This window comes from Pseudomonas lini, from assembly GCF_964063345.1.
Taxonomy (GTDB): Bacteria; Pseudomonadota; Gammaproteobacteria; order Pseudomonadales; family Pseudomonadaceae; genus Aquipseudomonas; species Aquipseudomonas lini_B.
Map to the genome: position 1 here is coordinate 5,467,676 of NZ_OZ061318.1, position 14,232 is coordinate 5,481,907.

At 60.0% G+C, this 14,232-nt stretch carries 10 protein-coding genes; 9 read left to right on the forward strand and 1 reads right to left on the reverse strand.

What is annotated here, in order from left to right; all coding sequences use genetic code 11:
• Positions 1 to 160: 160 nt before the first annotated feature.
• Entirely contained in the window at positions 161 to 1,519 is a 1,359-nt protein-coding gene (locus AB3226_RS24900; RefSeq protein WP_367375015.1) for an MATE family efflux transporter, read from the forward strand.
• Between the two features lie 14 nt (positions 1,520 to 1,533).
• On the opposite strand, the gene AB3226_RS24905 is transcribed toward AB3226_RS24900, so the two are convergent.
• Positions 1,534 to 2,283 carry an SDR family oxidoreductase gene (locus AB3226_RS24905; protein ID WP_367375016.1) on the reverse strand — a complete coding sequence of 250 codons (750 nt, stop codon included), beginning with the start codon at positions 2,281 to 2,283 and terminating at the stop codon, positions 1,534 to 1,536.
• Positions 2,284 to 2,737: 454 nt separating this feature from the next.
• On the opposite strand from AB3226_RS24905, the gene AB3226_RS24910 reads away from it, so the two are divergent.
• The 8 genes from AB3226_RS24910 to AB3226_RS24945 all read left to right on the forward strand — a co-directional run bounded on the left by AB3226_RS24910 (position 2,738) and on the right by AB3226_RS24945 (position 14,207).
• Positions 2,738 to 3,529 (forward strand): YfaP family protein, encoded by a 792-nt coding sequence (locus AB3226_RS24910; protein ID WP_367375017.1) that lies wholly within the window; start codon positions 2,738 to 2,740, stop codon positions 3,527 to 3,529.
• Between the two features lie 33 nt (positions 3,530 to 3,562).
• Positions 3,563 to 5,275, forward strand: coding sequence for a DUF2138 domain-containing protein (locus tag AB3226_RS24915; protein WP_367375018.1), 1,713 nt, complete (start codon positions 3,563 to 3,565; stop codon positions 5,273 to 5,275).
• Entirely contained in the window at positions 5,272 to 5,910 is a 639-nt protein-coding gene (locus AB3226_RS24920) for a DUF1175 domain-containing protein (protein ID WP_367375019.1), read from the forward strand. Before AB3226_RS24915 ends, AB3226_RS24920 begins: the two co-directional genes overlap by 4 nt.
• Positions 5,907 to 10,481 (forward strand): alpha-2-macroglobulin, encoded by a 4,575-nt coding sequence (locus AB3226_RS24925; RefSeq protein ID WP_367375847.1) that lies wholly within the window; start codon positions 5,907 to 5,909, stop codon positions 10,479 to 10,481. Before AB3226_RS24920 ends, AB3226_RS24925 begins: the two co-directional genes overlap by 4 nt.
• Position 10,482: 1 nt before the next feature.
• Positions 10,483 to 12,102, forward strand: a complete 1,620-nt coding sequence (locus AB3226_RS24930; protein ID WP_367375020.1) for a DUF2300 domain-containing protein — start codon at positions 10,483 to 10,485, stop codon at positions 12,100 to 12,102.
• A gap of 3 nt (positions 12,103 to 12,105) precedes the next feature.
• Positions 12,106 to 12,921 carry a YfaP family protein gene (locus AB3226_RS24935; RefSeq protein ID WP_367375021.1) on the forward strand — a complete coding sequence of 272 codons (816 nt, stop codon included), beginning with the start codon at positions 12,106 to 12,108 and terminating at the stop codon, positions 12,919 to 12,921.
• 114 nt (positions 12,922 to 13,035) lie between these two features.
• Positions 13,036 to 13,584: an SPFH domain-containing protein gene (locus AB3226_RS24940; protein WP_367375022.1), complete on the forward strand. Its 549-nt coding sequence runs from the start codon at positions 13,036 to 13,038 to the stop codon at positions 13,582 to 13,584.
• A gap of 11 nt (positions 13,585 to 13,595) precedes the next feature.
• The gene (locus tag AB3226_RS24945) at positions 13,596 to 14,207 is read left to right on the forward strand and encodes an SPFH domain-containing protein (RefSeq protein ID WP_367375023.1); all 612 of its coding nucleotides are present in this window, start codon (positions 13,596 to 13,598) and stop codon (positions 14,205 to 14,207) included.
• Positions 14,208 to 14,232 lie beyond the last annotated feature (25 nt).

Here is a 14,232-nt window from a genome sequence, read left to right on the forward strand (position 1 = left end):
ATCCTCGTGATGTATCTGCGTATTTCTGTTCGTGTTTCCTAGCGAACACATTTAAAAAATCAATCTCACCGGCATCAAGTTCCATTGTTCATGCCTACGTAAATCCAATTACAATCCTCCGATTATGTAGTGTCCTATCCCCACCCGAGACGGAACCTCAATGCAAACCCCCACCACCCACCACCCCCTCTGGCAAACCTACCTCCTATTCCTCGCCCCCATGGTCCTCTCCAATTTCCTCCAATCCATGTCCGGCACGATCAACAGCATCTACATCGGCCAATTGCTCGGCACCCAGGCTCTCGCGGCGGTATCGGGTATGTTCCCCGTGGTGTTCTTCTTCATCGCTTTGGTCATCGGACTTGGCGCGGGCGCCGGGGTGTTGATCGGTCAAGCCTGGGGCGCTCGCGAGTTGCATTTGGTGAAGGCGATTGCTGGTTCGACGTTGCTGTTGGGGGCGATGATCGGGTTGGTGGCGGCGGTGTTGGGCAGTGTGTTTGCCCGACCGGCGTTGCAGGGGTTGGGGACGCCGGTGGATGTGCTGGACGATGCGGTGGCGTATGCGCATGTGATGATGTGGATCTTGCCGTCGCTGTTGGTGTTTGTGTTGTTCACGCAGTTGCTGCGTGGGGTGAGCGATACGGTGTCGCCGTTGTTGGCGCTGGTGGTGTCGACGTGTGTTGGGCTGGCGCTGACGCCGGCGTTGATTCTCGGTTGGTTGGGGTTGCCGCCGATGGGGATTCAGAGTGCGGCGTGGGCGGGGTTGGCGGGTAACTTGTCGGCGATGGGGTGGCTGGCGTGGCGGTTGATTCGCAAGGGGCATCCGTTGGCGCCGGATCGAGAGATGTTTGCGTCGATGCGGCTGGATCTGGAGATCCTCGGCAAGGTGTTGCGCATCGGGCTGCCGACCGGGTTGCAGATGGTGGTGTTGTCGGTGTCGGAGTTGGTGATTCTGGCGCTGGTGAACCAGCACGGTTCTCAGGCGACGGCGGCGTACGGGGCGGTGACGCAGATCGTCAATTACGTGCAGTTCCCGGCGCTGTCGATTGCGATCACCGCATCGATTCTCGGCGCACAGGCCATTGGCGCCGGACGCATCGAGCGCATGGGGCCGATTTTGCGCACGGGGTTGTTGATCAACGTGTGCCTGACTGGCGGTCTGGTGGTGTTGGGTTACCTGCTGTCGCACTGGTTGCTGGGGTTGTTCCTCACGGATGATTCCACGCGGGCGATGGCCGAACACCTGTTGCACATCATGCTCTGGAGCCTGCTGGTGTTTGGTTTTCAGGCGATTGTCGGCGGCATCATGCGCGCCAGTGGCACGGTGCTGGTGCCGATGGCGGTTTCGATCGTTTGCGTGGTCGGGGTGCAGTTGCCGGTGGCGTATCTGCTGGATGCGCGCTTTGGGCTGCAAGGTGTCTGGATGGCGTTTCCGGTGGCGTATCTGGGCATGCTGATCCTGCAGACGCTGTATTACAAAATGGTCTGGCAGCATCAGAAAATTGAGCGGTTGGTGTAGGCATCGTTTGAGTATCAAACGCTGCTCTTGAGCCAGGTTTCGAAGCGCGTCGGCCCGATGATAGGGTGTTCTCCCGGCGTCAGCGAATGGTCATCGATTGGCGCGCCGAAGTAAGGGACCGTGTCGTCCGCTTGGGCCTGGCGCGGGTCGTTGGTGTGTTGCAAAAACAGGCGCACGAATTCCACCAGCGGCCAGCGCTCTGGGCCGGCCACTTCGAGGGTCTGATTGCTCGGCGCTTGCACGGCGACTTTCGCCATCGCCGTCGCGACATCGACCGCGGCAATCGGTTGCAGCTCGGCGGAAGTCAGGCGCACGGTGTCGCCTTCCTGCACGCCCGAGTGCGAAATCGCCCCGATGAACTCGAAGAACTGCGTGGCCCGCAGAATGGTGTAGGGGATGCCAGAGTCCTTGATGAGTTTTTCCTGCGCTATTTTCGCCCGGAAGTAACCGCTGTCGAGCATGCGCTCGGTGCCCACCACCGACAGGGCGACATGGTGTTTGACCCCGGCGGTTTTCTCGGCGGCAAGCAGGTTGCGCCCGCAGGTTTCGAAGAATTCGAGCACGGCAGCGTCTTCGAAGGAGGGCGAGTTGGCCACGTCGACCACCACGTCGGCGCCTTGCAAGGCATCTTGCAATCCCTCGCCGGTGAGGGCGTTGACGCCGGTGCTGGGTGATGCGGCCAGGGTTTCATGCCCCAGGTCTTGCAGGTTTTTGCAGAGGTGTCTGCCGATCAGCCCGGTGCCGCCAATGACGACGATTTTCATGACGAGTCTCCCGATGCGTGTGCGCTGGGGTGGGGTGGGGTGGCTTGAAATCCTGCAACTATTAAAGACCCGGAATGTGTTCGATGGCAGTGGGCGCGACGATCGGGGTATTGGGTAAAAGAACGCCTGGTTCACAAAAAGAGCAGAAAATTGCACTGCTGGCAATGTTATATTGCCGGCCTCTGGCCTAATGCCAGTCAGTTAAGCGCAATCCATCCATGTGGGAGCGGCGGTGCGGCGATCCGACTTGCTCGCGAAAGCGGTGTGTCAGGCGACATCTATGCTGGATGTGGCGCCATCTTCGCGGGCAAGCCCGCTCCCACAGGTTCCGCGCCTTAACTTACATTAGGCGTCTGGGCCCTCATTTTTTGAGGTCCGACGGTCCAGCAGTCAGATCAAATAACGCGCCGAGGATTGGGCGCCAGGTTTCGTTATGCATGGCAGGAGGCGTTACATGCGTTGTGTTCTTTCACTGCTGACCACGCTGGTCTGCGCCCAGGTGGCATGGGCCGAGCCCTCGGCCGAGTTGTCGGAGCCTGTGGGCGGCTGGCGCTATCACGGCCTGCTGGACCGCAGTGAAAATCCGCGAGTCGCCTATCCTACGCCGCCCATCGACCGGGGTGTGCAGCGCAATCGCACGATGATCGAAGGCCAGCTCAAGGCCCTCGGCACGCTCCGGGGGCCCCACAGCCTGGCGGTCAACGGCAATCCCCTGAATCTGTACACCGACGACCAAGGGCGTTTTGCCCGGCCGTATGCGTTCGGCGCCGGGTCCAACAGCGTCGAAGTGCGCAGTTCCGAGGGCAAGTCGCTCAAGCGCGTTCAATTCTATGAAGCCAACAACCTGCGCACGCCGGCGCGCATTCGCGTGGTGCTGGGCTGGGATGATCCAAAGGCCGAACTCGATCTGCACATCATTACCCCCGACGGCCAGCATGCGTTCTGGGCTAGCCCGGCGATGAGCAATGGCGGCGGTCTGGACCCGGACGGGGTCGATGGCCCCGGTCCAGAAATGTTCACCATGACGGCGCCGATGCATGGCACTTATCTGGTTTACGTGAACTATTGGGGTAACTTCGGCAGCGGCGGCTATAACTTCGATGAGACCAGCAACCAGAACGAGGTGATCACCTCGCAAATCAATCTGGTGCTCAACGAAAACACCGTCGACGAAAAACGCGAGACCTTCATCGTGCCTTTGCGGGCGATCGGCGACCTGCTGCTGGTCAAGACTTTCAACTATTAAACATCCCGCACCACGGATGAATTGGGTTTGAACATGAGTGATAAGACTGTTTCCCCGGCCGCCGACGCACCTGCCGCCAACACTTCCCGTCGCTGGCCGGCGCTGGTAATCGGGCTGTGCCTGGTGGCCGGCGTGGCAGGCGGGTTGGGGTGGTTCCTGAACAAACCCAAGGCTCCACCTGCGGAACTGGCCAGTGACAAACTGGGCATGAGCCGCCCGGACGGTTTGCTCGAAACCCACTCCCTGAGCCAATTGCCCAAGGATCTGCTGGCGGTGCCGTTTCTCAAGGAAACCCTGACCGAAGATTTCGTCTTCTATTACGAAGCCCACGCCGACCGTCTCGGTTTGATTGGCAGCCTGCGGCGGATCATTTACGAGCATGACCTGAAGCTGCAGGACAGCCTGATCGAGCAGCTGTTCGATCAACCGGCGGATGTGGCGCTGTGGCGCGGGGCTGATGGGCGTCTCAAGGATTTCCTGTTGGTGATGGATCGCGGCGGGCTGGCTAAGGTGCTGGAGCCGCTGGCGAAAGTGGCGCTGGATGATACGCAGCTGAGCAAACTCAGCGAGGTGAAAGTCGGCGCCGACGCCGTCACGCTTTATCAGCTCAACTACAACGCCAGCAAGTCATTGGTGTTCGCCTCCCATGGCGACAAACTGGTGGTGCTGTCCAATCCGGCCAAGCTCTACGATCCGGAAAATGGCGCCTCGGAGGACACCGGCAGCGTTTCGACCAAGGCCATCGGCGCGTTGCTCAACGGCGACAAACTGTTCCCTGAAGCCTTCGGCCTGCCAGCGCGTACGCCCGAGGTGAAACAGCGCCTCTCGGTCAATTCCAGCGTGTTGGCCATGGGTTACCAGCGCTTCATCCCGAACTTCGCCGGCCTGCGTTTCGACATGGATGACAAGGGTTGGCACAGCTTCCTCGCCATGGACGAACTGGACAACCAGCCGGACTTCGACTTCAAACCGATCTGGCAAGCCATGCCGATGGGCGCCAGCGCCTGCGTCGCCTTGCCATTGGCCGCCGAACCACAGAAACCGCTGCTGGTGAAACTCGGCGCCGAAGAGTCCGTGGCTCAAGCCCTGACCGAACACATGGCCGGTGCCGCCGGCCTGTGCTGGTACGCCGATTCGCGCCTGTACACGCCGCTGCTGGTGGCTAGCCTGAACGACGATGACAGCGCCAAACTCGACGGCGACCTGGGCAACCTGTTCGGCTCGATGGTCGGCGCCTACGAAGGCAACGTTGCCGATCACGCGTTCCCGGTGGTCGAGAAACAGCAAGGCCAGACCCATCAGTGGCAGCGCCAGGTCAGCTCCAACTTCGGCCCCTATAAGGCCAAGGATGCCGAGCAACCGGACGCGATCACCGGCAAAGCCTTTATGCGCGTAAGCCTGGCGCGCCACGGTTCGACGCTGCTGTTCTCCCTCGACGACAAACTCGTCGACAAAGCCCTCGGCACCCTCGACAAGCGTTTCCCGCCCATGGCTGACGTAGTGCCGAAAGACCTGCTGATGCCGATCTACTTCGGCCCGGATTCCATGGCGCAACTGATGCAACAGGAAACCCTCGACAGCCTGCCGCAGGACATGGAGCCGGTGTTTTACAACGCCGCGCAAACCTACCTGATCCCGAAACTGCGCACCCTCGGCGGCTATGGCAAATATGCCCTGACCTTGCCCAAAGGCAGCGAGCCCGACGGCCACTGGCAATGGCTGCCGCTGGAGTGGAAAGCCCTGTGACCGCACTCATCCGAGGCCTCGGCCTGCTGGCGTTGTTGCTGGGGTCTCGCACCTTTGCCAGCGAAGCCGCAGCGCTCGACCCGCAGCAGTCCCAGGTATTCCGCGCCTGGTTCGTGCGCATCGCTCAGGAACAACTGACCCAAGGCCCGAGCCCGCGCTGGTATCAGCAGGACTGCGCCGGGCTGGTGCGGTTTGCCGCCAACGAAGCGCTGAAAGTTCATGACGACAAATGGCTGCGCAGCAATGGCCTGTCCAATCGTTACCTGCCGCCGGAACTGCAACTGAGCGATGCCCAACGCGGCCTCGCCCAGCAATGGCAGCAGGGCGGCGGCAAGGTCGGGCCCTACGTCAACGCGATCAAACTGATTCAGTTCAACAGTCATCTGGTCGGCCGCGATCTAGCCCAGGCCCGGCCCGGCGACTTGATGTTTTTCGATCAGGGCGATGACCAGCACCTGATGATCTGGATGGGCCGCTTCATCGCCTATCACACCGGCACTACCACCCCCACTGACAACGGCATGCGCTCCGCAAGCCTGCAACAACTCATGACATGGAAGGACACCCGATGGATACCCGACGCAGCCAACCCCAACTTCATCGGCGTCTATCGACTGAACTTCCTCTCCCAATGATCGGTGCCCGCATGCTGCGCATTTGCTCAAAACTGCCTTTGTTGTTGGCCTTGTTCATGCCGCTGGCCGCGGTCAACGCTGAAGACACCGTCGAGCCAAGCGGCTACACGCCGGTGGCCGGTGAGAGTTTCTTCCTGCTGGCCGACAGCAGTTTCGCCAGCGACGAACAGGCAATGGTTCGCCTCGAAGCGCCGGGCCGCGATTACCGCCGGTTCCGCATGGAACCTTACGGCGGCGCGGACATTCGCGTGTATCGCATCGACAAGCCGCTGGATTTCCTCAAGCGCCAGAAGAACCTGCACCGCGTGGTCAGCGATGGCCAGTTCAAGGGCGAAGGCCTGTCGAACACCCTCGCGTACCTGTGGGACAACTGGTACCGCAAATCCCGTCGGGTGATGCAGCGGGCGTTTTCCTACGAGTCGCGCCAACAAGTCACCGAGGAAGTGCCGGAACTGAAGATGGGCACCGCCATCGCCGCGCCAACGCCTTACGACGCTCAGCCGCAATTCGCGTTGATTCCGGGCCTGCCGGTAGTCAGCCAATTCCGTTATCCGCTGTGGCAAGCCAAACCGATCCAGCCGCCTGAGGGCGTGAACCTGGCCGGTTCTTCCAGCGAGTTCGTCAGTGTCTCGCCGGGCAACGTGTACATCCCGTTAGGCAACCTGAAACCAGGCCTGTATCTGGTGGAAGCGCTGATCGGCAAGTACCGCGCGACCACCATGGTTTTCGTCTCCAACACCGTGGCCGTGAGCAAAATTGCCGGTGATGAATTGCTGGTGTGGGCCGCGCGCAAACACGAAGGCAGTTCGGTGCCCAAGGTCAATGTGCTGTGGACCGACGGCCTGGGCGTGATGAGCAGCGGCGCTACCGATACCGACGGTTTGCTGCGTCTGAAACACGTCAGCCCGGAGCGTTCGTTCGTGATCGGCGAGGACGAAGAGGGCGGGGTGTTCGTCTCCGAGAACTTCTATTACGACAGCGAAATCTACGACACCAAACTCTATGCGTTCACCGACCGGCCGCTGTATCGGCCGGGGGATTGGGTGTCGCTGAAAATCGTCGGCCGCGAGTTCAAGAATGCACGGGACTCCGTGGCACCGACCGCTGCCGACGTCAACGTCACCGTACTCGACGCCACGGGCACCGCGCTGCAATCGCTGGCGCTGAAGCTCGACTCCAAGGCCGGTACTCAGGGCCGTTTCCAGTTGCCGGACAACGCGGTGGCGGGCGGTTATGAACTGCGTTTCAGTTACAAGGATCAGGCCTACAGCAGTGCCTTCCGTGTCGCTGAATACATCAAGCCGCACTTCGAGATTTCCCTGAACCTGGCCAAGCAGGATTACCGCACTGGCGAACCGGTGAAGGGCAGTCTGGTGCTGCTGTACCCGGACGGCAAACCGGTGGCCAACGCCAAGTTGAGCCTGAGCCTGCGGGCCCAACAATTGTCGATGGTCGATAACGAACTGCAATACCTCGGGCAATTCCCGGTGGAGCTGACCAGTGCCGAGCTGACCACCGACGCCAAGGGCAACGCGAGCCTCGATCTGCCCGCCGCCGAGAAACCGAGCCGCTACATGCTCACCGTGTTCGCCAGCGATGGCGCGGCATATCGGGTCAAGACCACCAAGGAAATCCTCATCGACCGCGGTGCCGCCAGTTTCCGTCTGAGCGCGCCGCAGCGGTTCAGCGCAGTGGGCGGCAAGGTTGCATTCAGCTATGCCAACGAAGGTGGCAGCGAGCAAAGCAAAGCGGTCAACCCGAGCAGCTACAGCTGGGTGCGACTTGAAGATCAAACCACTGGCGAAGGCAAACTTGCCGCCAAAGATAAAGGCTTCAGCCTGGCCTTCGACCGTCCGGGCACTTACAACCTGACGCTGAAGGATGATCATGGCCGCGTGCTTGGTGCGACCGGCCATTCGGTCACTGGCGACGGCGTCAAAGCGGTGCCCGGCACCGTGGAAATCGTCCTCGACAAACCCGAGTACAAGGCGGGCGACGAAGCCCTCGCGTTGATCACTTTCCCCGAGCCGATCATCGATGCGTTGTTGTCGCTTGAGCGTGACAAAGTCGAGGCCACCGCGCTGCTGTCCAAGGGCAGCGACTGGCTGAAGATGGAAAAACTCAGCGACACCCAATACCGCGCGCGCATCCAGGTGAAGGACAACTTCGCGCCGAACCTGACGTTCTCGGTTCTTTACACCAAGGGTGGTCAGTACAGCTTCCAGAACGCCGGCATCAAGGTGATCGCGCCGCAAATCGACGTCGCAATCGCCACCGATAAAGAGGCGTATCAGCCCGGCGATACCGTGTCGGTTGACCTGACCACGCAGTTCGCCGGCAAGCCGATTCCGGCGCACCTGACGGTCAGTGTGGTCGATGAAATGGTCTACGCGCTGCAACCGGAAGTCGCGCCGACCATCGACCAATTCTTCTATCACCCGCGCCGCAACAACGTGCGCACCAGCGCCAGTTTGTCGTTCATCAGCTACGACGTGGCATTGCCGGGCAGCCCAGGCGCACCGGGCAAAGCCAACCGCAGCGAGCGCGGTGTCAAAGTGTTGGAGCGGCCACGTCGCGAAGACGTCGACACCGCCGCGTGGCAGCCTGAATTGATCACCGATGCGAATGGCAAAACCCGCTTCACCTTCAAGATGCCGGACTCGCTGACCCGCTGGCGCATCACCGCCCGGGCCATCGCCGATGACGGCCAGGTCGGGCAGAAGAAGCAGTTCGTGCGCTCGGAAAAACCGCTGTACCTGAAGTGGAGCGGCCCGACCAAATTCCGCAACAGCGACAAACCGGATCTCGGTGTGTTCGCTTTCAGTCAGGCCGAGAAACCGGTCAAGGCTGAACTGGTGATTCATTACGCGGGCGCCGAACAACGTGTGCCAGTCACTTTGAACAACGGCATCAACTACATCGCATTGCCCGCTTTCACAGTGGCCAATGGCGAGTGGACCGCCGAGCTGGTGCAGGACGGCAAAACCGCTGATGCCTTGGCCGTGCGCCTGACCGCGACCGGCGAAGGCTGGCAGGTGACTCAGAGCCAGAGCCTGGACGTGGCTAGCGGTGATACGCCGTTGACCTTGCCGGCCGACGCCACGGATATTCGCCTGCGCCTGGATGACAGTCCGCAAGCGCTGTTCCGTTCGGCGCTTGATGATCTGCTGAGCTATCCGTACGGCGGCGTCGAACAGACCGCCAGCCGTTTGCTGCCGCTGAGCATCGCTTATCCGACCTTGTCGTCGAACCCGCAGATCCGCGATCGCTTGCGTTTGATCATGCAGAACAGCCGCCTGCGCCTGGTGCAAATGGCCGGACCGTCGGCGAGCTTCACCTGGTGGGGCTTTGACGGTGAACCGGACGCGTTCCTCACCGCGTACGCCTATTACGCCGACTGGCACGCCAGCAAAGCGCTGGAACTGAGCCTGCCGCCGGAGCATTGGCAGCGGGTGCTGGAGGTGTACGCCAAGCAGTCGCAGAACACGCCGCTGTTGCAGCGCGCGTTGATTCTGTCGTTCGCCAAGCAGATACAATTGCCGGTGAACACGCTGCTCAGCGGTTTGATCGACGATCTGGTGAAAGCCGGCGAAGGCCATGCGGCGAGCATGATGGACGATGGCGAAGAAAGCCTGGTCATGAGCGATCCGGATTCGGCATTGGGGCTGGCCAGCGCTCGAGTGCTGACCGCGTCTTTGGCGCGTCAGGCCAAGGTCAATCTGCCGTCGGCGTTCAATGGTCAATTGGAGGCTGCGCAACAACAAGTGGCCGCCAGCTCTCAACCATTTGTCGAAGCGCTGAACCTGTCGCTGCAAGCTTTCGATCAGGCGCATGCGCAAGCGTTGTTGCAACGCCTGTTGCCGCAGCAATCGACCCTGGAACGCGCCTTGGCGCTGACCTGGCTGCAACGCAGCATCGAACAGGCCTCGCCCACCATCGCACTGGCGCCGGGTGAAGGCTGGAAGAAAAAATACGGTGATACCGGTGAGATGTATTGGACGTGGCAGGGTGCTGCGTCCGTGCCGGCAGTGTTGTCGCTGACCGGGGAGCAAGAGCGTCCGCTTCGTGCAGCGTTGAGCTTCCAGAGCAAGCAACCGCCAGTGGACTCGATGGCCGTGACCATCACTCGTCGTCTGTCGCGTCTGGTGCCGGGTGACGAAGCGTTTGAATTCAAACTCGAAGCGGTCGGCAGCAAACCGTTGTCCAGCGACAGCCTGTACCTGGACGAAGTGATCATCACCAGCAAGGCTGCGAAACCGCTGCGCTATGGCATGCTCGAAGTGCCGCTGCCACCGGGCGCGGACGTCGAGCGCACCACGTGGGGCATCAAGCTGATGGGCAAGGCCGGCACCGAGCCGACCTCGCTGGAGAAGGCCCGTTTCGAACCGGGGCAACTGGCTTACGCGATCCCGGTGGATGCCCTGAGCGGTGAATTGCGCCTGCGTCATCTGGTGCGTTTCTCGCAAAAAGGCCAGTTCAATCTGCCGCCGGTGCGTTTCACTCAGGTCTACGCACCGCAGAACCAGGCTCAGGAACAGACGCCGGCACTCGGTCAGGTCACGGTTCACTGACATGACCCGGCGTCTGGTCTGGTGGCTGTTGTGTTTGATGCCTGCGCTGGCGACAGCGCAGGACGAGCCGTTGCGTCTGGGCTTCAAGGGTGAATTGCTTTCGTTGAGCCAGACGCAGGTGATCTCGCGTGAGCCATTGCCTGCTGATCTGCAGACGCCGCTGGGCAGTTTGTGGAAACTGTTTGTCTACGGCTGGCTGGTGGAGACCGGCGCGCGTGAACCGGCTTATGAGTGTCGCGGGCAATCGAAGGAAGAGGTCTATTGCTGCACCGGCGGCGGCAAGATCGATCGTGATCAGGCGTTGGTGAAGTCCTGCGGCTTGTACTTTGAGCCTGCCCGGTTGGGCATTGCCGGTGCTGAATGGCGCGAGTATTGGCAGGCTAGACAAGCACCGAAGTGGTTGTTGGACTTGCCGTCGTTGCAACCGCAGACCCGGGTTTCGGTGGCTGAGTTGCTGAAGGTATTGGCCGTGATGCCGGCGCAGGATCAGGCGCGGCGGGTGTTGCTCGATGTGGTGCTGAATGCTGCTGACGGCAATGTCGTCGGTGAGCTTGGCGGCCGGTTGCGGGTGAAAACCTGGAGCTGGCTGGGGGATCAGGATCCCTCGTCGCGCCAAGGCGGATTTGCTGGCTGGACGGCGGATGGCACGCCGATCTGGGCTGGTGGGCGTGGCACCAGTCAAATGGTCTTGCGCAATTACGGTCAGGCATTGGCGACGGTGTTGCCTTCGTCATGGCCAGCGGAGGCGGGGAAGTGCGTCGAGGTCGGCCTGTTCGCGCGTTATCCGCTGAAACGCGTGCTGTCGGGGGATCGCGTGTTAGCGCCCGGTCCTTTGCAAGGTGACTATCGCGTTGAGTTCGCCAACGGCAATCAACTCGATATCCACAGCGACGGCGAGTTGTTCTTGCTCAAGGACAAACTGGTCGCCCGCCTGGACCGCGAAGAATACGTCGCCCGCGTTCTGCAGCGCGAAGCCAGACCGGAACCTGCCGAAGCCGCCAAAGCCCTGAGCGTCGCGATCCGCACCTACTTGCTGCAAAACGCTACCCGTAACGGCGACTGCCTGAGCATCGATGACAGCAGCAGCCGACAACGCGTCGCCCCACGCCCGGCCGCCACCGAATCGCGCAACATCGCCGCGTGGACCAGCGACCTGGTCCTCGCCGGCAGCAACGTCACCTATCACACCGATCAACCGGGGCCGGACAAGCTCTCCTGGCAGCAAGCCGTCGAACAGGCCAATGCCGGGCAACGCTACGACGCCATTCTGCTGCACGCTTATCCGCGCGCCAGCCTCAGCCGCTGGGACAATCCCGTCGCTTCCTGCGACGCATTGCCCGCCGCGCAAGACTGGCTGCAAAAGCAACGCCGCGGCTGGCGTCCACGGCTGGAAAGCGAAGTGGGTTACAACGAAGTCAACACTTTCGCCGTCTGCCGCCTGGCCTTCGGCCGTCCTTTTGTCGACCGCGAACGCCAGCGCATTTACGTGCGCGGCGTGCTGTCGCTGCAAGACCGCCTCGACCTGACCCACGAATACCTGCACCTGGCCTTCGAAGCACACCCCAACGGCCAGGATGAAACCTACATCGAAGGGCTCGCCCGCCACCTCTTGCTGGAATAGGCCATGAAACTCCGTTACCCACAGGTCCTCCTGTTCCTTTGTTCCTTTTGCGTATGGCCGACCACGTTCGCCGCCGATAGCGCGGTCAAACTCGACACGCCCGTCGGCGGCTGGCGCACGGGCGCGCCCGAAGGCGAAGGCGAAAACTTTCGTCAGACGGTTAATTACCCGGCGTCCTCGGTCAACACGCCGGTGGGGCAGGCGAATACCGCTCGCATCACCGGCCAGATCAACTCCACCCCCAAGGGCAATGAACCCGGCAAACTCATCGTCAACGGTGTCAGCATGCCGCTGAAAATTGACCCCGCCGGCCGCTATGATCGCCCGTTCTCATTCCCCAACGGCAGCAACAGCGTTGAAGTGCGCAGCCCCGATGGTCAACAGCGGCATCGCACCCAATTCCTCAACACCAGCGGCGGCGCTACCCCGGCCAAGTTGCGGGTATTGCTGGCCTGGGACAGCGACGGCACCGACATCGACCTGCACCTCGTCACGCCTGACGGTGGGCACATCTGGTACGGCGACCGCGTCGCGGCCAACGGCGGTGCACTCGACGTCGATGTCACCACCGGCTACGGCCCGGAAATCTTCGCCATGCCGGCGCCGATCAAGGGGCAATACCTGGTGTACGTGAACTACTACGGTGGCGGGTATCGCAGTGATGAGGACGGGCAGGAAGAGGCTGTTCAGCCCCTGACCACCGCGCAGATCACGGTGATTACGGAGGAGGGGACGCCGAACGAGAAGATGGAGACATTCCTGGTGCCGATGCGGGCGGTGGGGGAATTGACGTTGGTGAAGGGGTTTAGTTATCCGTAAGGGGTAATTGTGACAGCACTGCTGACACTATTTGGCATTTGTCGCAGCACGGCTGCGACAAACAAAATTAGTTTGCATTATCTTGCTGTTCACGACTAAGTGCAGGGGTGGGAAGTGGTTGTTAAGTCTGGTTACGTCAAGCGAATCATTTTTTTATTGTTGGCGGCTTTAGTTGTTTTTGTCGCTAGCGAGTCGTTTTATACCATCAATGAACAAGATCGCGGTATCGTCCTGCGTAACGGCAAATTTTTGACCGAGGCTCATCCTGGGTTGGGTTGGAAGATTCCGCTTGTGGATGAAGTGACCAGTATTTCAATGCAAAGAAACCTCGCCTATTGGGGCGCTTTTCAAGCAAGAACTGAAGATTTGGATTTGATGGAGTTGGAGATTTCTATTGTTTGGCGCGTAGCGCCAGGCGAAGTTTTGAAAATGTATAAAAAATACACCACTCTCGAAGCTGTCGAAAATGCTTTGCTGATACCTAAGGTGACAGAACAAGCCAGGCTGGTAGTGTCTCATTACAATACAGAACAGGCACTGAAAAATCGGGAGGCGTTTATTCGCAGTTTTTCTACTGCGATCAGGGGCGCTATTGACGGGCCTGTCATAATTGAAAGTGTAGACATTGGTAGCGTGCACATGAAAAGCATACACATTGAATAGGGTGTCGGTGCATGCAAACTGCAAAAACAAAAAATACGATTTGTTTGATGGCCTCGTGGTTAGGCGGCCTGATGCTGGTGTGTCTAGTGGCAGGTTCCTCTTTTTATACTGTCAATGAAAGAGAGCTGGGCTTGGTGTTGCGTAATGGCGAGGTTCTTTCTGAAGTAGGGCCAGGGCTGGGGTGGAAGCTTCCGATTGTCGATAAAGTGTTCCGAATCTCAAGTCAGAATAATATTTTTGATATTGCAGGCGTCCACAACTACACGTCAGATCTTCATGAATTTAATGCTGATGTATCAGTTGTCTGGCATGTGGCGCCGGGCAAGATGGCGGATATATACACTCAATACAACGACCTTCAATCGGTCGAGCTGGCACTTATAAAGCCCCGCGTCATTGGGCAGATCGGGCTTGTTATGTCGCACTATAAAGGTAGTCAGATGTTCGACAGTCCTGACCGGTTTATAAAAGATTCTTTCGCAGCCATTAAAATGGCGGTAGGCGAGTTAGTGGTCATTGATAGCGTGAATTTTGAAAAATTGATTTTAACAGACCTGGATCGATCAGCTTCTTCCGAAGAAGCAGCCGTCGAGGCAGCCGCACCCGACGCCGTCAGGAGATGACTGAGTGGTGAGTTATTAGTTTCTT